At 28.2% G+C, this 25,181-nt stretch carries 24 protein-coding genes, 1 other RNA gene, 1 pseudogene and 1 riboswitch; of the genes and pseudogenes, 4 read left to right on the plus strand and 22 right to left on the minus strand.

The window, feature by feature from the left end:
- Positions 1-11: 11 nt before the first annotated feature.
- The 9 genes and pseudogenes from HF520_RS10460 to rnpB all read right to left on the minus strand — a co-directional run bounded on the left by HF520_RS10460 (position 12) and on the right by rnpB (position 9,875).
- The gene (locus tag HF520_RS10460; protein WP_168573974.1) at positions 12-773 is read right to left on the minus strand and encodes a glycosyltransferase family 2 protein; all 762 of its coding nucleotides are present in this window, start codon (positions 771-773) and stop codon (positions 12-14) included.
- Positions 774-1,067: 294 nt separating this feature from the next.
- Positions 1,068-1,544: a hypothetical protein gene (locus tag HF520_RS10465; RefSeq protein ID WP_168573975.1), complete on the minus strand. Its 477-nt coding sequence runs from the start codon at positions 1,542-1,544 to the stop codon at positions 1,068-1,070.
- A gap of 32 nt (positions 1,545-1,576) precedes the next feature.
- The gene (locus HF520_RS10470; RefSeq protein ID WP_168573976.1) at positions 1,577-2,758 is read right to left on the minus strand and encodes a hypothetical protein; all 1,182 of its coding nucleotides are present in this window, start codon (positions 2,756-2,758) and stop codon (positions 1,577-1,579) included.
- A 152-nt stretch (positions 2,759-2,910) separates the two neighbouring features.
- The gene (locus tag HF520_RS10475) at positions 2,911-4,362 is read right to left on the minus strand and encodes an N-acetylmuramoyl-L-alanine amidase (RefSeq protein WP_168573977.1); all 1,452 of its coding nucleotides are present in this window, start codon (positions 4,360-4,362) and stop codon (positions 2,911-2,913) included.
- A 152-nt stretch (positions 4,363-4,514) separates the two neighbouring features.
- Positions 4,515-5,177 (minus strand): sugar transferase, encoded by a 663-nt coding sequence (locus tag HF520_RS10480; RefSeq protein WP_168573978.1) that lies wholly within the window; start codon positions 5,175-5,177, stop codon positions 4,515-4,517.
- 244 nt (positions 5,178-5,421) lie between these two features.
- Positions 5,422-6,942: pseudogene (locus HF520_RS15375) on the minus strand (L,D-transpeptidase family protein); the annotation flags it as partial.
- 427 nt (positions 6,943-7,369) lie between these two features.
- Positions 7,370-8,386, minus strand: coding sequence for a UDP-glucose 4-epimerase GalE (gene galE / locus HF520_RS10490; RefSeq protein ID WP_168573979.1), 1,017 nt, complete (start codon positions 8,384-8,386; stop codon positions 7,370-7,372).
- A 29-nt stretch (positions 8,387-8,415) separates the two neighbouring features.
- Positions 8,416-9,282, minus strand: a complete 867-nt coding sequence (gene galU / locus HF520_RS10495) for a UTP--glucose-1-phosphate uridylyltransferase GalU (RefSeq protein ID WP_168573980.1) — start codon at positions 9,280-9,282, stop codon at positions 8,416-8,418.
- Between the two features lie 249 nt (positions 9,283-9,531).
- Positions 9,532-9,875: RNase P RNA component class A (gene rnpB / locus HF520_RS10500), an RNA gene on the minus strand.
- A 185-nt stretch (positions 9,876-10,060) separates the two neighbouring features.
- Here rnpB and HF520_RS10505 point away from each other — a divergent pair.
- From HF520_RS10505 to HF520_RS10515, 3 genes are all read left to right on the plus strand, one after another.
- On the plus strand, positions 10,061-10,276 hold the full coding sequence (locus HF520_RS10505; RefSeq protein ID WP_168573981.1) for a DUF1659 domain-containing protein: 216 nt from the start codon (positions 10,061-10,063) through the stop codon (positions 10,274-10,276).
- 88 nt (positions 10,277-10,364) lie between these two features.
- Positions 10,365-10,592, plus strand: coding sequence for a DUF2922 domain-containing protein (locus tag HF520_RS10510; RefSeq protein WP_168573982.1), 228 nt, complete (start codon positions 10,365-10,367; stop codon positions 10,590-10,592).
- A gap of 12 nt (positions 10,593-10,604) precedes the next feature.
- Positions 10,605-10,754 carry a YvrJ family protein gene (locus tag HF520_RS10515; RefSeq protein WP_168573983.1) on the plus strand — a complete coding sequence of 50 codons (150 nt, stop codon included), beginning with the start codon at positions 10,605-10,607 and terminating at the stop codon, positions 10,752-10,754.
- Positions 10,755-10,823: 69 nt separating this feature from the next.
- Here the strand turns inward: HF520_RS10515 and HF520_RS10520 are convergent, their stop codons facing one another.
- From HF520_RS10520 to HF520_RS10555, 8 genes are all read right to left on the minus strand, one after another.
- Positions 10,824-11,738, minus strand: a complete 915-nt coding sequence (locus HF520_RS10520; RefSeq protein WP_168573984.1) for an LCP family protein — start codon at positions 11,736-11,738, stop codon at positions 10,824-10,826.
- A gap of 169 nt (positions 11,739-11,907) precedes the next feature.
- A complete protein-coding gene (locus HF520_RS10525) occupies positions 11,908-12,714 on the minus strand; it encodes an N-acetylmuramoyl-L-alanine amidase (protein ID WP_168573985.1) in 807 nt (268 codons plus the stop codon).
- A gap of 318 nt (positions 12,715-13,032) precedes the next feature.
- Positions 13,033-13,743 (minus strand): hypothetical protein, encoded by a 711-nt coding sequence (locus HF520_RS10530; RefSeq protein ID WP_168573986.1) that lies wholly within the window; start codon positions 13,741-13,743, stop codon positions 13,033-13,035.
- Positions 13,744-13,872: 129 nt separating this feature from the next.
- Positions 13,873-13,957, minus strand: a riboswitch (cyclic di-GMP riboswitch).
- A 335-nt stretch (positions 13,958-14,292) separates the two neighbouring features.
- On the minus strand, positions 14,293-15,279 hold the full coding sequence (galE, locus tag HF520_RS10535) for a UDP-glucose 4-epimerase GalE (RefSeq protein WP_168573987.1): 987 nt from the start codon (positions 15,277-15,279) through the stop codon (positions 14,293-14,295).
- A gap of 251 nt (positions 15,280-15,530) precedes the next feature.
- Complete coding sequence (locus HF520_RS10540) at positions 15,531-16,448, minus strand: DUF368 domain-containing protein (protein WP_168573988.1); 918 nt, start codon at positions 16,446-16,448, stop codon at positions 15,531-15,533.
- Positions 16,449-16,680: 232 nt separating this feature from the next.
- Positions 16,681-16,941 carry a Mor transcription activator family protein gene (locus HF520_RS10545; RefSeq protein WP_168573989.1) on the minus strand — a complete coding sequence of 87 codons (261 nt, stop codon included), beginning with the start codon at positions 16,939-16,941 and terminating at the stop codon, positions 16,681-16,683.
- Positions 16,935-18,257, minus strand: a complete 1,323-nt coding sequence (locus tag HF520_RS10550; RefSeq protein ID WP_168573990.1) for a replicative DNA helicase — start codon at positions 18,255-18,257, stop codon at positions 16,935-16,937. Before HF520_RS10550 ends, HF520_RS10545 begins: the two co-directional genes overlap by 7 nt.
- Complete coding sequence (locus HF520_RS10555; RefSeq protein WP_168573991.1) at positions 18,250-19,005, minus strand: conserved phage C-terminal domain-containing protein; 756 nt, start codon at positions 19,003-19,005, stop codon at positions 18,250-18,252. The genes HF520_RS10550 and HF520_RS10555 overlap by 8 nt, the downstream gene beginning before the upstream one ends.
- Positions 19,006-19,229: 224 nt before the next feature.
- Here HF520_RS10555 and HF520_RS10560 point away from each other — a divergent pair, with 224 nt between their 5' ends.
- A complete protein-coding gene (locus HF520_RS10560) occupies positions 19,230-19,934 on the plus strand; it encodes a helix-turn-helix domain-containing protein (RefSeq protein WP_168573992.1) in 705 nt (234 codons plus the stop codon).
- A gap of 74 nt (positions 19,935-20,008) precedes the next feature.
- Here the strand turns inward: HF520_RS10560 and HF520_RS10565 are convergent, their stop codons facing one another.
- The 5 genes from HF520_RS10565 to HF520_RS10585 form a co-directional block, all read right to left on the minus strand.
- A complete protein-coding gene (locus HF520_RS10565; RefSeq protein ID WP_168573993.1) occupies positions 20,009-20,917 on the minus strand; it encodes a hypothetical protein in 909 nt (302 codons plus the stop codon).
- Between the two features lie 21 nt (positions 20,918-20,938).
- On the minus strand, positions 20,939-21,580 hold the full coding sequence (locus tag HF520_RS10570; protein ID WP_168573994.1) for a sortase: 642 nt from the start codon (positions 21,578-21,580) through the stop codon (positions 20,939-20,941).
- A gap of 20 nt (positions 21,581-21,600) precedes the next feature.
- Entirely contained in the window at positions 21,601-22,227 is a 627-nt protein-coding gene (locus HF520_RS10575; RefSeq protein WP_168573995.1) for a hypothetical protein, read from the minus strand.
- Between the two features lie 976 nt (positions 22,228-23,203).
- Complete coding sequence (gene galU / locus HF520_RS10580) at positions 23,204-24,124, minus strand: UTP--glucose-1-phosphate uridylyltransferase GalU (protein ID WP_168573996.1); 921 nt, start codon at positions 24,122-24,124, stop codon at positions 23,204-23,206.
- Positions 24,125-24,343: 219 nt separating this feature from the next.
- Positions 24,344-25,153 carry a type I phosphomannose isomerase catalytic subunit gene (locus HF520_RS10585; protein WP_168573997.1) on the minus strand — a complete coding sequence of 270 codons (810 nt, stop codon included), beginning with the start codon at positions 25,151-25,153 and terminating at the stop codon, positions 24,344-24,346.
- Positions 25,154-25,181: the final 28 nt, after the last annotated feature.

The raw sequence follows: 25,181 nt of genomic DNA on the forward strand, positions 1-25,181 counted from the left end.
TAAAGTATAATTTATAAATAATGTTTTTTTACTGTAATAAAAGCATAGTTTACAAAACACCAAGATGCTTTTATTACATTTAATTTTTCTATATTTCTTAAAATATTCCACGTCCAAGTAGCTGATTTTATTTTATTTTCAGATACAGATCCTGTTCTTTTCCTATAAGAAGCTAAATTTTCATTTATTCCATATGCATCTATATCTTTTTTTAATATCGATAGCCAAGTAATGAAGTCTTCATGCTTTAACGTAGGCATTTCTATCTTATCTACCTTTTTCTTATCTATCATTACAGTTAGACATCCTATGCAATTGTACTTTAACAACTCATTATAAGTTACTTTACTTGGTATACTTATTATTTTTCCTAATCCTTCTCCATCTTCATTTATGAATTCATATCCAGTGAAAGAAAATGCAATATCTTTAGACTTCATAAATTTAACTTGCTCTTCTAATTTATTTGGTTTCCACAAATCGTCACTATCTAAAAAAGCAATATATCTACCTTTTGCTTTTTCAATACCTTTATTTCTAGAGTTTGCAACACCTTCATTAACTTCTGAATATATAGGAACTATTCTATCATCCATCAAAGCTAACTTTTCCATAATCTCTCTTGATTTATCTGTTGAGCAGTCATCTATAAGAATCATTTCCCAATCTTGATAAGTCTGTTTTAATACGCTATTTACAGTATCTTCTAAAAAAGATTCTGCATTATATACAGGTGTAATTATTGAAACAATATCACTATTTATATTATTCATTTTTCATCTCCTAATTTCTAGTCCTATATACATAATTATTTCTTATTTACAATAATAAATTAAAAAAAACAAAATATCTATTTATTTTAACATACTTTGTATTTATCTTCAAATCATAAAAATAGGGGGTTATCTTTCAAAAAATATTTTGAAAGATAACCCCCCTATTTTAAAATCTTTAAAAATAAACACGTTTATTCTTAAATTTAAGTTTTATTTTATCTTCATCTATTGAGAAAAACATATATGACATCAATGCAATAAGTAAAAATGCTACTGATTTTATAATTCAACCTACTTTCTCATATTGTTTGCTTTTATTTGTCTTACTTTAAATAAAATATAATTCCAAGCCGAAGTTATAGCAACTGCAATAAAGAAAATAATTAAAAAATACTTAAATAAATTTTTAGATATATGTTGAGGATTTTCTTCTTCCTCTGTCTCTGACAATTCTTCAATTATATTACTTTCAAATTCATGATTAGTAAGATTTAGTTTATAAGCATTATCTATATATTCATATAGTGAACTTAAATTACTACTTTTTAATGCTAAATCTGATCTAGTTATTCCTAGGTGATTTTCTATAAGATTTAATGCAATTTCTAAGTACTCTTCTTTTTTCTCTTCCTCTTCAATTTCCTTCATAGCTTTATATTCTAAAGGATTTTTAATTTTGTCTATAGTATCAGCATATGACAAAGTAGGCATTGTAATCATTAGTATAGTTAGAATACTTGCTATTTTAATCAAAATATTTTTTTTCATATTATAAAACCCTCTCTGTTGTTTTTCTAAAATTATTTTATATTGTTAAGTTTCTTCATTTCTTCCCAATTTTTAAATGCATAGTAAAATACTAAGATTAAAGCTGGATTTGTGTTAACATCTAATAATATTGTCTCTGCAAAACTATAAATAAGAATTGATACCATAAATACTATTTCAGCTATTTTTTCTTCTTTTATAAGTTGTCTTATTGATAAAGATACTATTTTTATAAATATAATAAAAATTATTAATCCTCCAACATAAAGTCCAAACACATATCCACTATCTAACGGAATCCTTTCTGAAAATACAATATCTCTAATGTTATTATCATACCCTTGTAGATTTAGCCCATATTTCCAGTGAGTTAAATACATATCCCAGTACTTTGGCCTATCAGATAAAAACTTATTTGTAATCCAGTTGTTTCCAAATAGTAGTGCTAACCCTACACTTCCCAATGTAAATAATTGAGGAATATATTCTAAAAATTTTAAAGATATATTCTTTTTTTCTAAAAACTTTATCATTATGATAAACATAAAAATTAATGCTACTGTTAGTAATCCAGTTCTTGTTTTTGTTTCTGAATAAACTATTAATGGGAATATACACAATATAACTATGCCTAAATCTTTAAATAAATCAAGTTTAAGTTCAGAGTACGCCAATTTTTGTTCACTACTTTTACATTCCTTTGACTTTAGATATAAGTATAAAAATGATGACCATACCATAAAGAATGAAAAAAATGCAGTATTAGGATTTTTAAATCCTAAATCACTTCTTACTCCCATATAACCGATTATAATTAATCCCTTATCTCCTAATATAATCATAGATAAAAAATATGATAAGCTAACTAAAAAGTAGCATTTCATTATTTTTCTAAATTCTACCTGACCTAAAGCCATAGAGAAAATATACGCTATCAAAAATAAAGTGTTTCCTGTAATTAAAAATTGAATAATAAAAATTGAACCTATGAACACTTCAATCTTATATACTTGCTTACTTAATACTTTTATACCTAATAAAATAACTGCACATGCTAATGCCCCTAATAAAAACATCTTAGGCATTGGGCTATGTAATCCTTTTAGGATAATATCTATGTAGTATTTTGATATCAAGAAAAAAACACATAAATACGCTAAAATTTCTTTAAAATAAGCATTTTTACCTATTTTTTTTTCATGTATAATGTCCAAATATTCCACTCCTTTTCGACAATTTTGCTTTAGCTTTAATTTTACCATAATATAATTAAAATATAAACTTATTGAACTAAATATCTGAAAAATAAAATAGTTATCTCTAAATTTATAAAAATCAACTAATTTGAGATAACTATTTTGTTTGATTATTTAATTAATGCTCCTGAACTATCAAAATTATAAGTTTTATTACCTATTTTAACTTTTCCTGTAACCATTTCTCCATTATCTTTTAGATAATATCTTTTGCCATTTAAGTCTAACCATCCTTTTGCCATTACTCCATCAGACTTTAAATAGTACCACTTTCCATCTACTTTTTCCCAACCTACTGCCATTACTCCACTTGATCTTAAGTAGTACCATTTTTCATTTAACTTTATCCAACCTGTTGCCATCTCTCCATCAGACTTTAAATAGTACCACTTTTCATCTACTTTTTCCCAACCTACTGCCATTATTCCACTTGATCTTAGGTAGTACCATTTTTCATTTAATTTTATCCAACCTGTTGCCATCTCTCCATTTGATTTTAAGTAATACCACTTTCCATCTACTTTTATCCAACCTACTGACATTTCTCCATTTGATTTTAAGTGATACCATTTACCATCTAGTTTTATCCAACCTGTTGCCATTACTCCATCTGATTTTAAATAGTACCATTTTCCATCTACTTTTTCCCATCCAGTTTGCATTATTCCATCTTCATTAAAATAATACCAACTGCCATCAAAATATTTTAACCAACCTGTTTGCATAACTCCATTATGGTCATAGTAATATTTATCTCCGTCTTTTTCTTCCCATCTACAAAAATTTTCTTGTATAGTTTTATATATACCTTCTGCAACGGCATTTCCCATTGACTCAATTTTTGCAGGTGTATTTATAGCTTGCACATCCTTTGCATTATCTAGATAAGCATGTTCAACTATTACAGCAGGCATATTCGTCATTCTAATAACACCATAATAATCAACAGTTTCACCTTTGTTATTTACATATGATCTACTCCATACCGGATTATATTTTTTCAAGTTTTGAACTGTATTATCTCTTATACTATTAGCAATATTTGTAGCTAATGTTTTACTTAATCCACCTTTTATAGAGTGAATAACATGAGCTCCATCTCCTCCGCCAGAATCATTATGTAAACTCACAAATAATGCTGCTCCTAGTTCATTTGCTATAGCAGCTCTCTCAGCTAATTCTAACTTATCATTTGATGCAAGATCTGCATCTCTTGTCATTACTACATTTACACCGTATGATTCTAACTTACTTTTTACAGCCTTTGCAATATCAAGATTTACTTCTTTCTCAACTAATTCATTTCCTGAAGCACCTGAATCTATACCACCATGTCCAGGGTCTAAAACAATTGTAAGCGGTTTAGATCTACTTAGGTTTATAGGATATAAACTTCTTATTTCCTTTAGCCTTTCTTGTACTTTCATTTTCATTTCATTTGTGTACTCATCATAAGTTTCTTCATCGTGATCACTATAAGCAAATGACTGATTATAGCTTCCAACTATCATAGGAAGTAATAACAATGATAATAATGCAAATTTCTTCAAAAATCTCCTCATTTTTCCCTCCAATATATATTTTACATGTCAATAAAATCCACGTTTTATCATTTTCTATAAATAAGTATATATAATAGTATCATATATTGTCAATTTATTTAATTAGCGTTCACAATATATAAATAAACAAAAAAAAATGGCATTAAGCCATTTTATCTTGCACCCTCACCAGTTAATACTACTCTTACTGTAGCGAATAGAATCTTTAAGTCCATTAATATATTTCTATTTTTAATATACTCTATATCCCATTTTAACTTTTCTTCAGGACTTATTTCATATCCTCCATTGACTTGAGCCAATCCAGTTAACCCAGGTTTAACAGCTGTCCTTAATAAGAATCCTGGAATTTCTTTATCAAACTCATAAGTTAATTCTGGTCTTTCTGGTCTTGGACCAATTAAACTCATATCACCTTTTAATATATTTACTAATTGTGGTATTTCATCTATTCTTGTTTTTCTAATAAAGTTACCAACTTTAGTTATTCTTGGATCATTCTTTTGAGCCCATTGTGCTCCACCTATTTTTTCAGCATCTACTCTCATAGATCTTAATTTATATATTGAAAATTGCTTTTCATCTTTTCCTAATCTTTCTTGTTTATAAAATATTGGTCCGCCATCCTCTAGTTTAATTAAAAATCCAAATATAATAACTAGAGGTATCCCTATTAAAAGTCCTATAAATGATGAAACTATATCTAATGTTCTTGAGTAGAATCTATATATAAAGCTATCTTTTACATGTATTCTTTCCATAGATTTTATCTCACTATCTTCTAAATCAACAAACTTAGAAACAGCTGTATCCATATATTTTTTCCTCCTTAAAATATCATAGCTATCTATCACTGTCATATTTCTACATTTTATTAAACAATTTATTCTCATTATATTTTACTATATCTGTATTGTATTTGTCTATATTAATAATTTATTTAGATTTTACTTTTTAGATGATTTTTAACACAATTTTAAAGCAAAAAAATGAGTATCTGCACAGATACTCATTTTACTAACTATTAATTTATTAAAAGAAATTAAATAATCAAATTATTTACATTTCTTCTAAATTTTCCATTACTATTGAACTTTCTAATTCATCAGATTGCTCTTGTGATCCTTCTAAATCTTCTATTTTCTCTATTGTTGTACTATCTTCTGTTATTTCAGGATTTTCTGGACTTTCAAGCTTCTCTGGATTTTCAGGCTTCTCTGGATTTTCGACATTAGATTCAGATACTAGCTCTCCATCATTATTAAATGTATACTTAACATTTCCCATTACAAGTTCTCCTACTACTATACTTCCATCTAAATCGCAATAATATTTTTTACCATCAAGTTCTAGCCAGCCAATATATGCACTTCCATCTTGATTTAAGTAGTATTTACTTCCCTCTAAAATCAGCCATCCTGTACTCATCTCGCCATTCTCTTTTAAATGATATTTTTTATTATTGATTTCTTTCCAACCTGTTGCCATTATTCCGTTAGATTCTAAGTAATACCATCTATTATTTAGATTGACCCATCCTGTTACCATATTTCCATTTTCATTTAAGTAATACCAATTTCCATCAACTTGTTTCCAGCCAATAGCCATGCTTCCATTTTCATTTAAGTAGTACCATGTTCCGTTTACTTTTTCCCATCCTGTTGCCATTTCTCCATTTGGTTTTAAGTAATACCATAATCCATTGATTTTTTTCCAATCTGTTGCCATACTTCCATTTTCATTTAAGTAATACCAATTTCCATCAACTTGTTTCCAGCCAATAGCCATGCTTCCATTTTCATTTAAGTAGTACCATGTTCCGTTTACTTTTTCCCATCCTGTTGCCATTTCTCCGTTTGGTTTTAAGTAATACCACGTTTTATTTATTTTCTTCCATCCTGTTACCATACTTCCATCAGAGTTAAGGTAGTACCATGTTCCATTTACTTCCTTCCATCCCGTTGCCATGCTTCCGTCAGCATTAAAGTAATACCATGTGCTATTTACTTTTTCCCATCCTGTTGCCATTGCACCGTTTGATTTTAAGTAATACCATGTTCCCTTAATTTGCTTCCATCCAGTTTGCATTTGTCCACTAGAATTAAAGTAGTACCATTTCCCTCCAATTTGTTTCCATGAGTTTCTTTGGTAGTGCTCTGATTCATTTAAGTAATACCAACTTCCATCTATTGACTTCCACTTAGATACAGCTTTTTCTATGTTTATATTATATTTTGCTGCAATTTGTGAATATGTATCTGAAGTTTCACTGATTAATACTGTAGAACCTGTTGGTACTCTATCGAATAGCCAACGAACGTCTTTATTGTACATTCTTATACAGCCAGCACTAACGTTTCCTCCTATAGAGCTTTCATTGTTAGTTCCGTGTATTCCGTATGTAGTTCCATATGTATTGCCAACATGTAGTCCTAACCAGCGGTCTCCAAGTGGATTTCTAGGATCTCCTCCTGGTATTCCTCCACTATAATATGGTCTATTTGCAATTTTATTAACTATCGTAAATTTACCTGTAGGTGTTTTAGTTCCGTACTTTCCAGTTCCAACTTGGAACTCTTTAACTAAATTATTATCAACATAATATCCCATTGTATTTGTTTTAGAATTTATTATTAAAAGATGTTTACTTGCTGCACTTGCAGATGTAGATACTCCTAATAATAGAATACACATTGACAATGTTATAGTCATAAACTTTCTTATAATTTTCTTCATTACTTCCCCCCTAAATAAAAACAAACATAATAAATCTTATACCTTACATTTTTTCTTTTTAGTACAAAATTTGGTAAAAAATCTTATACATAATCAATTATATATAAAAGTATTTAATTTGTATATATTTAATTTTTCTGATAAATTATATAAATAGATAGTAAAGAAACTATAACTCCTGACATCAGATTTCCTATCAAAACATCTAAAAAGGTACTATTAAAACCATAATGTATATTAATAGTACCTTTTATTTTATATATATTTAATTTTATTTATCGCTATATCCATTTGGATTTTGGCTTTGCCATCTCCAAGAATCTTGACACATATCATCAATTCCATATTCAGCTTTCCATCCTAGCTCTTTTTCTGCTTTGCTAGGATCTGCATAGCACATAGCTATATCTCCAGCTCTTCTTTCTACGATTTTATATGGAATTTCTCTGTTGCTAGCTTTAGAGAAAGCTTTAACTAAATCAAGAACACTGTAACCATTACCAGTTCCTAAGTTATAAGTAACTAATCCTGGATTTTCACTTAGTTTATCTAAAGCCTTAACATGTCCTCTAGCTAAATCTACTACGTGTATATAGTCTCTTACCCCAGTACCGTCGTGAGTTGGATAATCATCTCCAAATACATTCAGTTCTTTTAAACTTCCTATAGCTACCTTTGTTATATATGGCATTAGATTGTTTGGTATTCCATTTGGCTCTTCACCTATTCTACCACTCTTATGAGCTCCAACTGGGTTGAAGTACCTTAGTATTGCAACATCTAAACTTTTATCCGCCTTGCATATATCTCTAAGCATATCTTCTATCATTAATTTTGTTCTACCATAAGGATTTGTTACTGATAAATCAAAATCTTCTAGTATAGGATTTTTTACTGGATCTCCATATACAGTAGCAGAAGAACTAAATACAAACTTTTTAACACCATATTCTCTCATTAAGTCTAATACAACTAATGTACTTGTTAAATTGTTTATATAGTACTCTAAAGGCTTTTCTACAGACTCTCCAACAGCTTTATATGCAGCAAAATGTATCACTGAATCTATTTTATTTTCTTTGAAAACTGCTTCTAATTTTTCTTTATCAGTTATATCTATTTCATAGAATTTAACTTTTTTTCCTGATAACTCTTCTATTCTCTCTATTACTACAGGATTACTATTTGAGAAATCATCTACTATTATAACTTCATGTCCTGCTTCAATTAACTCAATAGTTGTATGACTTCCTATATATCCTGCTCCTCCAGTTACTAATACTGACATAATTATCCTCCCTCTTAAACTTTTACTATTTACTTTTCAACTTTAGTTTTTATAAATTCTAAAAGGTCATCTTTTAAGTTATCTCTCTTTAATGCAAAATCTATTGTAGCTTCTAAGAATCCTAATTTATCACCTACATCATATCTTCTTCCTTCGAAGTTGTAAGCATATATAGCTTCTTGTGTAGCTAAAGTTTTTAATGCATCTGTAAGTTGTATTTCTCCACCTTTTCCAGGAGCTTGAGTTTCAAGTATATTAAATATCTCTGGTGTTATTATATATCTACCTAATATTGCTATATTTGATGGTGCTTCATCAACATTTGGTTTTTCTACCATATCTTTTACTTTATATACTCTGTCTTCTATATGTCTTACATCTAATATACCATACTTATTAGTATCTTCTTTTGCAACTTCTTGAACTCCTAATATAGAAGTTTTATATTCATCATAAGTATTTATTAATTGCTTTAAACAAGGAACTTCTGCATCCACTATATCGTCACCTAATAATACTGCAAATGGTTCATTTCCTATAAAGCTCTTTGCACAATATATAGCATGCCCTAAGCCTTTTGGTTCTTTTTGTCTTATATAATGTATATTAACCATGTTAGATATATCTCTTACCATTTCTAACATTTCTAATTTACCTTTTTGTTCTAATTCTAACTCTAATTCTACAGACTTATCAAAATGATCTTCTATAGACTTTTTATTTCTACCTGTTATTATAAGTATTTCTTCTATTCCCGATTCTATAGCTTCTTCTATTATATATTGTAATGTAGGTTTATCTACAATAGGCAGCATCTCCTTTGGTTGTGATTTCGTTGCTGGTAAAAATCTAGTACCCAATCCAGCTGCAGGTATAATAGCTTTTTTTACTGTCATTAATAAACTCCTCCATTTATCTATATTATTTTATTTTAACTAACATTTTATGCTCTTATTTTTCAGTCTTCCCTAAGAATCATCATGATATAATATAACATAAATTAAATGCTTATTCAATTTTATAGGTATGTATTTTTATATAATGTATAGTTTGTTTAATATAAAATTTTAATATATGAGGCTAATAAAATTATGAAAGGTTTTATTTTATAAAAAATAAAAACACTAGCATAAGCTAGTGTTTTTTTATTAAGCAAATCTATAAGCGGAGTTCTGTATTAAACGATCATCTTTCTAGGCCTATTGTCACCAATAGGCTCAAGCGTCCTACCTACCGGAGGGTACGAGCAGCACCCTATTAACCCTAACTTGGACTTGCTCCGGGTGGGGTTTACACGGCTTGGCTAGTCACCTAGCCAACGGTGAGCTCTTACCTCACCTTTTCATCCTTACCAACTTACGCTGGCGGTTATTTTCTGTTGCACTTTCCTTAGGATCACTCCCACTAGGCGTTACCTAGCACCCTTGCTCTATGGAGCTCCGACTTTCCTCACGTAGCTATTGCTACCCGCGATCGTCTGACTTACTTAATTCAGTTGATGTTCATTATATTATCATAAATTTTTAAAAGTGTCAAAAGTTAATTTTCTTATTTTCTGTAAAAAATTAGATATTATTTTCTAACATAGATTATAACTACATGTAAATTTACTCTAGTACTATTTAATTAAACAAGGGACAAACCTTGATAAATAAAACTAAGGAGGTAGGTATTATGGCTACAGAATTACAAAATAGCTCATCTTTAAAACTTCAATTTGACAAAGGAATTGGTACAAATGGAAAGGCAATAATAGGAAGTAAAACTTTCCCTAACTTAAAGGTAGATGCAATATCTGATGATATATTAGCAGTTGCAAATGCTCTATCAGCTTTACAAAAACATGACTTATATGATGTTTTAAAACTAGACTCTACATCTATATCATAAAATTCGCTTCGCTCATATCGCCAACAACTTCGTCCGTTACTCAAAATACTTATAAAAATAATATTTAAAATATAAGGAGGTATTTATTATGGAGACTGCTAAGAAATTAGTAATGACTTTTAAATCTGAAGGAGATAATGTAGTTAATTTTACAATAGATGACCCTAAAGATAATTTAACTGAAGCTGAAGTTATATCAGCTATGAATTTAATAGTTGAGAAAAATATTTTCTCTCCTGGTGAGCTTGATTTAGTTGAGGCTGTTAAGGCCAAGGTTGTTCAGACTAATACTACTGAATATGACCTTAAGGCATAGGATGTGATATTTATGTATGACAATCTTCCAACTATCATAGCTAATGTTGGTTTTCCCATTGCATTATCAATGTATTTATTAATAAGAATAGAAGGAAAACTACAAGTACTATCTGATAGTATTTATGAATTGTCTAAAACACTTTTAAATATTAAATCTTAAAAACAAGGGATATACCTTAGTCTCTCCCCGACTTAAGTATATCCCTTATTTTTTATAAATTAATCTATATTATTTTTCATAATTATATATAAACTCTTTTAAAGCATTTTTATTATAATCTTTTTCCCACTCAATAATCCATCCTTTTTCTTTGCTTATAATATAGCCTTTTCTATGTCCTTCAAGTGGAAATTCCATTTGGTCAAATTCTTTATCATTAATCTTTACTGCTTTAGTTGCAATACTTATAATCTCCATTGGTGTCATATTCGTTTTTGTATATCTAAATAAAGTATTAGCAATATCTAAAATTTCACTAGTAGATAGACTTGATAACTTTTGATAACATGATTCTAATACTGTTCTTTGTCTATTATCTCTTTGGTATGCACTATCTATATATCTTATTCTACTATAAGATAATGCTTGTTCTCCAGTAAGTGTTTGTAATCCTGATTTAGTTACTCCATTAATTTGACTAACCTCAGCTTCAGTCACATTAATTTCAACTCCACCTATTGCATCTATAATCTTTACAAAAGAACTAAAGCTAACTGCAGCGTATTTATCTATGCTTATACCAAAGTTATTTTTTATAGTTTCAATTAATAAACTTGGACCTCCATAAGCATATGCATGTGTAAGTTTTTCAGTGCTTTTGCCTGGGATATCAACATATGTATCTCTTGCTAAAGAAGTAAGTCTAATATCTTTATTTTTACTATCTATAGTAAGTATTATCATAGAGTCTGATCTATTTCCCTTATCTAGATTTTCACCATCAACCCCTACTAAAAGTATATTTGTTATCCCCTCTGCATTTTCATCATTTGAATCTTCTTCACTTATTCCTTGTTTTATTTCTTTTGCCTCTTCTTTGTCATATATAGAATTTAGTTTAAGGTATAATGCACCAAATCCTATAATAGGTATTGCTATTAATAATACTAACAATCCTATGACTATTTTTTTCAACTTGCTCATAATTTCCTCCCGTAATAATATGTATGTATGTTTTGTCTATCCCTACTTCCTAATTGTAACATATATTATATCTGAAATAAATTTAATTACTTCAAAAGAAAAAGTAGAGAAATTAAAAATAATTCCCCTACTTTTTAGCTTAATTTTAAATATATAATTATCAATTACATTAATTTTTATTATTATAGGTCACTATAAATGCATCAAATCCTAATTTTTTCAATTCTTTGACAGTATCTTCTGCATTAGATTTATCCTTATAGCTTCCTGCTACTACTCTATAATATATATTAGTATCAGTATTATTACTATTGTTATTATTGTTATTGTTATCGTTATTAGTATTATTATTGTTATTGTTATTACTATTAGATGTTAATGCTTTGTATTCTATATTAAAATACTTACATATACCTATCATTGTAGCTTCAACTAAGTCATCTTTATTATTCTTTAGAATTTTTAAGTCTTCCTCATTAGTATAAAATGCATACTCAATTAATATTGATGGTATATTTGTCTTATAAATAACAGTGAAGTCTTCAACTTTCACGCCTCTATCTTTTGCATCTTTATCTATACTTTTTATCTCTTTTACAATTTCATTTTGGATATATTTTGCGGCATTTTTTGAATTTGTACTAGCATTATTAGCTACAAAAGTTTCAGTGCCTCTTGCTGAACTAAAATTGCTAAGGTGAGCATTTGCATGAATTGATATAAATAATGCATTTGGTTTATTTTTACTAGACCAATAAGAGTTTGCTAAATTTGCTCTTTTTGTAAGTCCCATTTCATCTTTGCCTTTTGGTGATGGATTAGTTAGATATACGTCTATATTGTGATCTTCACATCTTTTTTTAAGCTTGTACTGTATTTGGTTGTTAAAATCCCATTCTCTTAAAGATTTGTCTGGGGCTTGTTTACCTTCTACATATTCTGCATGACCACTATCTAATATGACTAAATTTTTCATATTTTCACCTCCTCTATATTATTATAGAAAATTGTCGGTTCATTGGTTACTAATATAAATTATAAATTTATGTTAAGGCAAAAAAAATAATCCTAGCAATTCCCGATTTGCTAGGATTTTATCAAAAGTAACGACTAAGTATTAAATACCTCTCAGCATTTAAAATTATTTCCACCATACTTATTTTTTATACTTTAATATTTGATATTTTTTATATTATTAATTAAAATTTATGATTTTATTATTTATTTGCTCATAATATTAATTTGATTTTAATTATTTTTTAATCTTAAGTCTTAAGTTAACAAGGTATAAGAACTATATTTCCTTTACATATTTAATAGCATTCTTAGAGTGACCATTATAAATCCAATACTCATTCTTATCTTCTGAAATATATGCAATAATTTCTAAAATACTTAAAGTATTTGCTATCTCTCTAGTATGATTTCCTACGTATTTAATTTTACCTAACATATTCCCTTGAGAGTCATTACCATCCATGACTACTTTTATCTGAGTAAGTAAGCTACCATCATTAGCTTTCTCATCTTTAACATTCTCTACAGATATTAAAGAATACTCAGGTTTTTCCTTGCTAAGCTCGTGTTCTACATCTTCATAATATTTTTCTATAATAATACCGTCTTCTTTACTATATGTTATTGTAAAATCAGCATCTTCTACTTTCCCTGAGTTTGCTTTTTCTTCATTATTAAATACATATATTTCACAACTTCCATCTTTTAATTCACTAGTATTCTTTACCTCGTCTACTAATTCAACTATACCATCATCTGAAAGTTCTTCTTTACTATATACAATAGCAGTAACTTTATCTTCTTTTTTATCTGTACTTATTATTGAATATGGATTTGATACTTCTACTTCAGAAACTTCACTTGACCCATTATATTCATCTTCTCCCGAAAATTTTGTAACTCCCTGTGATAGTGTGAAAACAATTACTAATAGCCCAGTAAGAATACATGCTATTGTAACAACTTTATTTTCTACATTTTTTTTCATATATTATCCCTTCTCCTCTTATAAAAAGTTTTAAATTTTTTAAGAAAAATAAAAAAACTATCTATAAAGATAGCTGCCATTAATAATACCGATTAAATTATTTAAACACAATAAAAAACTGTATTTTCTATTAGCAACTCGTTGGCATAATTTTATAACCTTAGCCCCTTTAGCTTTGAGTCACTAGGTTCCCTTAGTTTTGCCCTATTTATTTTTTCTTTACCATTATTTTACTATATTTACCATTTTTTTAAAGATATTTATTGGATATAACTCAAATATACAAAAAAGAAAAAGTGCTATCTCCAATTAATTAGAGATAGCACTTTTTTGCTTTAATATAAAGCATCATGATTATAATATCATCTTATTACCTATATAAAACTAGCGCCAGATAGCATATATAGGTATTTACAAATAATATAAAATAAATAATAGAATCTTTTATATTTTACACTATTTTTAATTAATTTTGTATTATAAATGTTCAACAAATTTTGACATTAGTTTATTAAATTACTACTACTCTAATAGCTTTAAATTATTATACTACTTACTAAATCCATTAGGATTTTTGCTATGCCAATTCCATGCATCTGCAATAATTTTTTCTAAAGAATCAAACTTTGGCTCCCATCCAAGAATACTCTTAGCCTTTTCACTAGAAGCAATTAAAACTGCAGGATCACCAGCTCTTCTAGGCTCTTCCTTAGCAGGTATATCAAAATTAGTCACCTTTCTAGCAACATCAATAACTTCTTTTACAGAATATCCATTACCATTACCTAGGTTAAATATGTCACTATCATTACCTTTTCTTAAATACTCAAGAGCCTTATAATGTGCACTTGCTAAATCCATTACATGTATATAATCTCTTATACAAGTACCATCCTCTGTATTATAATCATTTCCAAATATACTTATATGACTTCTCTTACCTAAAGGAACTTGAAGTATTAAAGGAATTAAATGAGTTTCTGTTTTATGGTCTTCTCCTATACTTCCATCTACGTATGCTCCAGCTGCATTAAAATAACGAAGAGATACATACTTTGTATTGTAAGCTTTATCAAACCACTTCATCATTTTTTCCATAGCAAGCTTAGTTTCTCCATATGTATTAGTTGGGTTAGTTTCATCACTTTCAAGTATTGGAATATTCTTTGGCTCACCATATGTTGCAGCAGTTGATGAGAATACTATTTTGTCTACATTATTTTCTTTCATAACATCTAGTAGACACATCATACCGTAAACATTATTATGATAATATTCATATGGCTTTACCATACTTTCTCCTACTAGTGAATTTGCAGCAAAATGAACTACCGCTTCTATATTATTTTCTTTAAATACCTTGTCTAAACTTTCTTTATCCCTTATATCACAGTTATAAAACTTATCAGTTTGTAATGCTTCTTCATGTCCTGTTAATAAGTTATCTACTATAACTACATCTTCATTCTTTTCTAAAAAATACTTTACTGTATGTGAGCCTATATATCCAGCTCCTCCTATAATTAATATACTCATTCTTACACTCCTATTTATAATATATTGTAAATTAGGCTTATATGCCATTTGTAATATTTCTTTTGATTGTAATTTTGTATCTGGCAGGATTCTTATCCCGAGTCCTGCATTATAGCATATATTATACTTTATTTTTAAAGAGAAATTTGTCTAAATTTGTACAATCGAAGTAATTTTCATAGAAATTTACACCTTTATAGAAATTAAAATAGCCAAAGACCACTTATATAAAGTGACTTTGGCTATTTTTCTTAAATAGAACACTTATTATCAGCATTACTATGCTTTTCTTCAAGCACAGACTTAACCTTCTCCAAAGCAGGAACTAAAGTACACCCTATAATAAAAAATACTATGCTAAAAGTAGGTATACTAAGAGGTGGCATAGGTACTTCAAGAGATTTCGGTCCCATAATAACAGCATATATAGACCCTATCATAAGACCTATAATACAATACATAGTTTCCCCTCTAAACTTTCTAAGTAAAGATCTTACTATTCTTATTGTTGCAAAAATCCCAATTAAAACTCCACACCCAAATATCACTACACCTGGTAAATACTCAAAATTCAACTGCAGTATTTGCTTTATAGCATTAAGTATTGGTGTATAAAGTCCAAATATTAAAAGTATAGTCGACCCTGATATACCAGGTAGTACCATAGCTGATATGGCAATCATTCCTGATATAAAAATATATAATATAAATGCAAAGCTTAAATTATCTAACTTAACAGAAAAACTACTTCCATTACTTGTTATTGGATTAAAATAAGTCATTGCACCTACTATAATTATCCCAATTATTAAAAATACTATATTTCTTTTATTACTTTCTAAAGTTTTCTTTTCTGATTTAACTATCAAAGGAATAGATGCTATTATAAATCCTAAAAATAAAGAATTTATTTCATATATATTCTTTTCAAATATAGATGTTATAAATAGTACCGATAATATAAATCCTATTATCCACCCCAAACCTATTTTAGATAAAAATTTAAATGCTCTTATTCTATCTAATTTAGTACCTGATATTATACTATTTAATGAATTTACAAAATCATCATAAAACCCTAATATAAATGCAATCGTACCTCCAGACACCCCTGGTACACTATCTGCAAGTGCCATACAAAACCCTCTTATAAAGTTTAATATATACAAAAGTCTACCTCCTTTTAAAATTTTGATTATAAATACATATAATTATTCCATACGAACTATTCTATCATAAATACAACTTTATTAACACTTGTTAAACTTGTAAAAATGCTACCTCAATATCAACATTAAGATAGCATTCATCACTCAAATAATCATCTTTATTTATTTTACAATACTTTGTTCATCATTTTAAACTATATTCGTACAACATTTTACGACATTTTGCTTATTTTCACTCACCTTTATCTATAATCCTTCTGATATGCCCCTCACTCATGCGATAAGTCTTAGCCACTGCCTTATAATCTCCATTAAAAGCCTTTCTAATCAATCTATTTCTAACCGCTCTAGTGACACACGACTCTAGTGGAACATAAACCAAGCACCCACCCATGTATCTAACTAGCTTTATAAAAGCATCAAGTCCTATAACTTCTGCAAATTCCCTATATTCCTTTGGTATATCACTTATTTCTTTAATCTTATTTAACATATATATCCCCCTATATCTTCTTTTAGTTCCTGAAAATGTAATCTCTTGCCATTGTAAACAAAATACTTGTACTTCTTTTCTCCATCCCTACATTTAGCAACTATTATCTCAACTAACTTTACCCCTTGTTCGTTAGCTTTTATTATACTTTCCTTGCTTTGCTTTAATTTCCTAGCAGCTCTTTCTAAATCTCCTTCACTAGGTTCATGTATAAATATTACGTTGTTACTATCATGAAATAATGCCTTAGATTCACGCATAGGTCTTTCACCTTTTGGTCTAAAATCTTTCATTTCATCATTAAGCTGGCTAAGCTGTATTACACTCATATCAAAATCCAAAGTAATATTTTTTAAGTCTCTTGAAATACTGGCAACTTCTCTTTCTCTATTGTTCATATTTTTCTCTGGTGACATAAGCTGAACATAATCTACTATAAGTAAATCTGGTCTAATTTGCCTTATACGCTTTCTTATTTGAGATACTGTATTTATCTTGTCATTTATGTATATTAAATTATTCTTATTCATTTCAGATAGGACTTCTACTATTAACTTCCACTCATTTGCATCTATATCATTAGATTTCATTTTATTAGTATTTATACCAGTCTTTTTAGTTAAACTTCTCATTATAATCTGTTCCTTTGACATTTCTCGGGTAATAAAAAGAACTTTTTTATTTTGTTTTATAACATTTAACATTATCTGAAGAGCTAAAGCAGTTTTACCAACTCCTGACTTAGCTGCTATAGTCGTAAGCTCTCCTTTAAATATTCCTCCAATTACTTCATCCAAAAACTTAATTCCAAAATTAATCTTAGGAGTATTATCACCTTCTAGAATATCAAGTACTGATTGACTTATAGAGCAGATATCATCATTATAACTGTCTTCAAAGAATATATCTTTGCTACTATTTTCAAAATTAAAAATAGCTAAATCAAGATCATCTCCACTCATCACCCTACTTAAAATATCTTGGCATCTTGTAACTAATAATTTTCTTGCATACTTTTCCTTCAAAGTGTTTACATATGAGCCTATACTATAAGTTTTACAAATTGATGTAAGATCTACCAAATAAGATAACTTCAAATCTATCTTCTTTGTATCTAGCTTTGCTTTTATATTTACTAAATCTATAGTTTTTCCTTCAGACTTAAGTTCTTTCATAGATTTAAATATAAGCTGATGATACCTATTTGAAAAATGCTCTTCGTCTAACTCATCTAGCTTATCCCTAAGAGTATCATCTAATAATAAACATCCTAAAAAAGACTGTTCAGTTTCTATTGAATAGGTTGCATTACTCATAATGAAACTCCGGATTCCAAGAACTTAAATTATTGTTGTTTTCACTTTCATACTTTAATCTATATTCATTTAAATAAGACTCAAACTTATTACTAAACAAGGTGTTGGGTCTTAGGTAAACCTCCATATGGCTTCCTTTCCATTGTTCACATTTAATATCTATTACCTTATAAAAATCTTCTAAAGTGAATTTTTCTTTTAGTCTGGCGTTTATTAAAGATTTGGTCTTTTGAGTTGTCGGTTTGAATCTTGTGTTGGCTTTTTCATTTAATTTATTTATAACAAGACTATATATATTATTATTTTTAATTAATTCTTTTTTAAATGTTTTATCTACAGTTTCATTTTCAGTATCAGTGTTATCCTTATCTTCCTTCTTAAGTTCATTGATATCACTTGATTTTACATCTTCGTCTACACTTTCATGCACCGTTTCATCTACCGTTTCGTAATTATAGTCAAAAATATACTCATAAATAGATGCTTCGCTAGAGTTTGTACTTTTTTTAATGCATTTTATTATATTGAGGCTTTCAAACTCTTTTATCATTCTATGCACTGTACTCATGCTAAACTTTAAATAATTTGCTGCATTTCTTAAAGTTAATTCAAAATATCCTCTTGGTAAATTGCCATGTAATCTCTGAAGATTTTCTCTTCTTATTAGATAATGATGAAATATTATTTTTTTACTTTCTAGCTCATTAAGCCTTAAAACATGTCCACTAATTGGATAATAGAATTGCATTGTAATCTCTCCCCCAAATTTACATAATTTTATAGAATATATTTTAATTACTTAATATAAATAGTAGTAATACCTATATGCTTTGTCAACATATTTTACAATATTTTTGTAATTTACATATGTAATTTATAAATTTACAAATTACCGATTACAACAGTAATTGTTTTCACTCTAATCTATATGTGATATACTAATATTAAAATCTTTAAAAGTGGGGGGTAAAAATGAAACTTGATATCAAGTACGACCATCCTGGAGAATATTTAAAAGAAAATAGACTAAAAAAAGAGTTATCACTTAGAGGTTTATCTGCACTAGCAAGTGTTAGTCATACAGAAATATCTAAAGTTGAAAGTGGTGAAAGAGAAAATCCAAGTAGCTCAACTTTATTTAAAATTTGCAACGCTCTAGATCTTAACTTTTATGATGTTGCAAATTTATTTAATATAAATCCAGTATATACAAAAGAAAATTCTTTTATAAATGATAAAAAAAATCTAGAACAAATTTTACATTCAGAAGATTTATTGAAAAAATACGAGTCTTTTGCACTATCTAAGATATGTAGCGAGATTTCAGAAGTTTACAGTATAAATCTTACACCAGATAAACTAAAGTCTAAGTATAGATTGAGCGGAAAAAGTTATGTAGAGTATCTATATTTAGGAGATAGGCATCTAACTATTGGAATTGATATCAAGGTTATTTCAGGTAAATTACAACCATATTTATTAAAAAATATAAAAAGCTCTTTTGCTGACTTTTATTTTCATTTTTATAATTGCAGCAAACCCGAAAACATGGCTTATTTTGTATGCTTTGTGTGTGAGGATGAGGATAGCTATGAATATATTGAAGAGATATCTAAGTATGAGTTTTATAAGTTCGGACCGGTACTTGATACTAGATTGTATATGATAAATGATTAAATAAAATGGTATGAGATTTGTATTTCACTTAGCTCATACCATTTTTATGTTCTTCTAGTTGCTTCTCCATAATTCTATACTGCTTTATTACTTACCCTACTACTATTAGAGTAAACTTTAAACAAGTGTTTCCAATAAACAAACATAAATAAAAGTCCTAAAGCAATAGAAGCAAGTCCTATATAAGTAAAGTTTAGTAAATAACCTTGCATTATAGCAACTATCGCATTTCTTAAATGTTCAACTCCTATTGCTATATGTTTGTAAAATCCTGATAAATATCCACTAAGACCTATTAAAAATATAATCATTCCTGCTGATACAAATGAATATCCTATCCAAGCATATCGTCTTGCTCTTCTTTTCTTACTCCAAATAATAAATTGTATCAAACTTAATAATACTATCGCTAATACAATCATAGCGAAGAACTTCACTCCACTAATTAAACTAGATAACTTTGCTATAGCTTTTATACCATTTGAATTTGATAATGCATTTAAATCTATTATTTGTAAACTACTTGATATAATATTTAATATATTAGCCTTGAATTCATCAAGATTTTCACTAAATTCTGTACTTACATACATCTTATTTTCTCTAAGATAAGCATTTATTTTATCATTAATACGTTCTTCATAAATAGTTTTATTAAGTGGTTCTATTTCTCCACTACCACTTTTCATAAACCCTACAGTATAATAAACATAATCACAAAGAACTTCCTCTATTTCTTCTTTTGAGATTACATCATTTAAGGTATCCTCAGATATATTACTTTCCATTAAAAGATATTCAATATTTTCATATATATATGATTCTACTTGTTCATAAATTTTGTCTTTTTCTAATACTTTCATGTATGTTTTCTCATTCAAAATAATTCTATCTAAAAATAAAGAAAAAGATGCAATTAAAATTAAGAACATTGTTGTTAAACTAACTATAAAAGATAAACTATTTTTAAAAATTTTTTTCATTTCCAAGATTACTCCTATCTGCTAATTCACTACACCTACGAACTCTCCTGTAACTACAAATCTATTAGGTGCAGCTCCTATATAATTAAAAGGATAACAAGTATACATTGTAAGTACTTCATAATCTACTGGATCTAATATATTATGTTCATCACTTTTTACAATATTAATCTCTTTTACCTTATACTCAAAAGTTCCCCAATTAGTTTCAACTAAAATTTTATGACCTACCTTTATATTTTCTAAACTCTTAAGAGCGGTATCTCTATGCCCAGAAATAACAAACTTACCACCTTCTCCTGGTAAGGTACTTCCTGCATAATGTCCAAGACCTTTTTTCAAATCATTAGGGCTATCTCCATGAATAATAGGTTTTTCTAGATTAAGTTCTGGTATTTTTATAGTAGCAAATTGTTGACCTAAATCAGGTCTATAAACCTCTTGATTATTTATTGTGAATTTAACAGCACCTACCTCAGTATTAGGTTGTGCAAATATAGTTGAACCCATCATATATGACTCTGCAATTAAGTTCCATCCAGCACTTAGAAATATTAAAGCTCCCGTTACGCTCAAAAACAAAGGGATTACAAAAGTAATCCCTAGTTTCTTTAATAAACGAGAGTTATTTTTCATAAATTCAAAAACTTTGTTTGATTTCATAATAAAACCTCTCTATTAAATTAAGCAAATTGTCTTTTAGAATATGTAAAAACTCCACCAGCTAAAGCTACTAAAGCTGCCCCTAAAAGCATCATATTTCCATATCCTGTAGCAGTTTGGTTTAACTCCCCACCAGTTGGGCTATATTCTCCCTTTTCTGGATTATTAGAGAATTCTACAACAGACTCTAATAAATCAATTATAACTTCCATTTCAAAGTTAGTAACTAAATCCATTACTTGAACAGTAGATAATTGTAATAAAGTACCTCCTTTAGAGTCAGTAACAGATACTACAGTTTTACCTTGACTGTTTTTGCTGAATTGAACATTTAGTCCTAGTACTTTACCAGCACTAATAGCTAAACTTTGTAATTCATTTTTTTGTGATGTTGATAATTGTCTTAAGTCTGATTCATTACCTATAATTGCTTTTGCTTTGTTAACATATGACATAGCATTTTCATATTGTGCATCAGTTATTGTAGTCTTTTGTAGGTACTCAACTATATTTGCAACATAGTTTTTAGGCACTCCAATAGATAATAACTCATTTCTTATATCATTAACTGGATTAGCAAAAGCACTAGTAACTAATGTAAGAACTAATACCATAGATAAAATCATAGATCTAAACATTTTTTTCATAGTATTCACCTCCCCTGTCATGTTTTATTTTGATTCATAATGTATTATACATTATCTTTAATAAATTTTTTGTCGTTTCTTGCAGTAAATTTACATTTTCTATAATATTTTTCTTTTATAGATGGTAAAAAAAACTAGAACAAATTTTACATTCACAAGATTTATTGAAAAAATACGAGTCTTTTGCACTATCTAAGATATGTTTAGGAGATAGGCATCTAACTATTAGAATTGATATCAAGGTTATTTCAGGTAAATTACAACCTTATTTATTAAAAAACATAAAAAGTTCTTTTGCTGACTTTTATTTTCATTTTTATAATTGCAGCAAACTCGAAAACATGGCTTATTTTGTATGCTTTGTGTGAAGATAAGGATAGCTATGAATATATTGAAGAGATATCTAAGTATGAATTTTATAAGTTCAGACCGGCGCTTGATACTAGATTATATATGATAAATGATTAAATAAAAATGGTATGAGATTTGTATTTCACTTAGCTCATACCATTTTTTTATATTCTTTCGTTATATCTTTTAGTAAATAATCATATACTCTGTATAAAAAGGCTCATATATTTTTCTTAGGAGATTAATTATGAAAATTAGTGATTCTACAAAGATTAAATTATTAAGTTTACTTTGTTTAACATTACTTAGTATAATCCTTTTATTTGTATGCTTTAGATTATTTATTCGTATTACAAATATCTTTATATATTTTACTGGTTTGATTACTCTATTTTTATCTACCATATTTATGATTGGCTTTATTATTTTTATAATATTTAAGATATTAACAAATTCTAATCACTTTAAGAGGATTGACTTAAATATAAAAAATGTCTTAGATAAAGCTTTGTCTGTTCAGTTTAAATTTGTATTATTTTTGTCTTTTGTAGATTTAATATTTCTTATGGTGTATTTTAATCACTAAAAATAAAAAAGGCAAGTTTTCACTTGCCCTTTTTTGTTTCTATTCTGCTGTAATAGCTACCTCATCTATATTCTCATCTGATAAATCTTTTAACTCAACCTTACCTTTTAAAAACTCCATAAATTCATCTCTAAGCTCTGGTCTTTTAAGAGCAAAATCAACAGTAGCTTCTAAGAAACCTAGTTTGTCCCCTACATCATATCTTCTACCTTCAAAATTATAAGCATATATAGCTTCTTTAGTAGCTAAAGTTTGAAGAGCATCAGTAAGTTGTATCTCTCCACCTTTTCCTGGTTCTTGATTTTCAAGTATATTGAATATCTCTGGAGTTATTATATATCTTCCTAGTATTGCAATATTTGATGGAGCTTCTTCAACATTTGGCTTTTCAACCATATCCTTTACTTTATATACTCTATCTTCTATATGCTTAACATCAAGTATTCCGTACTTATTAGTATCTTCCTTAGCAACTTCTTGTACTCCAAGTACCGTAGTCTTATACTCATCATAAGTATTTATAAGTTGCTTTAAGCATGGTACCTTTGCATCTACTATATCATCCCCTAGTAAAACTGCAAATGGCTCGTTACCTATAAAGCTCTTTGCACAATGAATTGCATGTCCAAGACCTTTTGGCTCTTTTTGTCTTATGTAATGTATGTTTACCATATTAGATATATCTTGAACCATTTTTAGCATTTCTTTTTTACCTTTTTGCTCAAGCTCAAGCTCTAGTTCTATAGATCTATCAAAATGATCTTCTATAGATTTTTTACTTCTTCCTGTTACTATTAGTATTTCTTCTATACCTGAATTTATTGCTTCTTCTATTATATATTGTAAAGTAGGTTTATCTACTATTGGTAACATTTCTTTTGGTTGTGATTTTGTTGCAGGTAAAAATCTTGTTCCAAGACCTGCTGCTGGTATTATCGCTTTTCTTACTGTTTGTTTCATATTACTCTCCCTTTTTATTTCTATCTTAAATAAATTCAATTATATTATTTAAAATCGAAAAGGTACTACCTTGAGCATAGTACCATATTCTATTAACTTCTATAAAAAAATAACATATATCATTATACTGTATATATCGATTCTTTTCATTAACAAACCCTCATCAAATATCGACATTTTCTACCTTGACAGATAATTCTCTAGGTAAGTAAATCCATATTACACATAGCTTTTTAATAGCTCTATATTTCCGTTTATAGTGTACTGTACTCTATTTGGAATATATATAGTATCTTCCTTTTTTAAATCTAATACCTGATTTTCACTAATTATACTACCACTACCACCTACAACAGTATAAGAATGAAAATCTTCATTTACTACATCTTCATAAATAGAATCTACATTTATTTTTTCAACTGTAAAATAAGGAGTCTTAAGCTTGCTAAAGTTCTCTATCTTTCCACCTTGATTTTTTCCTTCATAATCAATAACTTCTAGAGACTTTTCAATGTGCATCTCCCTATCTCTTCCCCAGTCGTACATTCTATACGTAACATCACTACTTTGTTGGACTTCAACTAACTTAAGTCCACCTTCTATAGCATGTACTGTTCCTACAGGTATGTATATCATATCGCCTGGCTTTACACTAACTCTTTTAAGATGATTTTCTATATCTCCCTCTTCTATAACCTTAGAAAAACTCTCTTTATCATGGCCACTTTTTATACCACAAATAAGAGATGCATCATCTTTTGCATCTAATATATACCAACACTCAGCCTTACCATTATCATTATCATACTTTCTAGCAAACTCATCATCTGGATGAACTTGAACTGATAATGTATCATTAGCCTGAATTACCTTTATAAGAATAGGTAGCTCCCTTCCTATATTTTCTAATAAGGTTTCTTCGCTATTTTCTATAGTGCAGTGACCATTTTTATGAGTTGATAAATTCCAATTCTCATACCCCCATATCTTCTCACTATAGAATGGATTTAGTTTTAATATCTTACTCATATTGATTATATACTCCCCCAATTATGTA

This window comes from Romboutsia sp. CE17, from assembly GCF_012317385.1.
Lineage (GTDB): Bacteria > Bacillota > Clostridia > Peptostreptococcales > Peptostreptococcaceae > Romboutsia_E.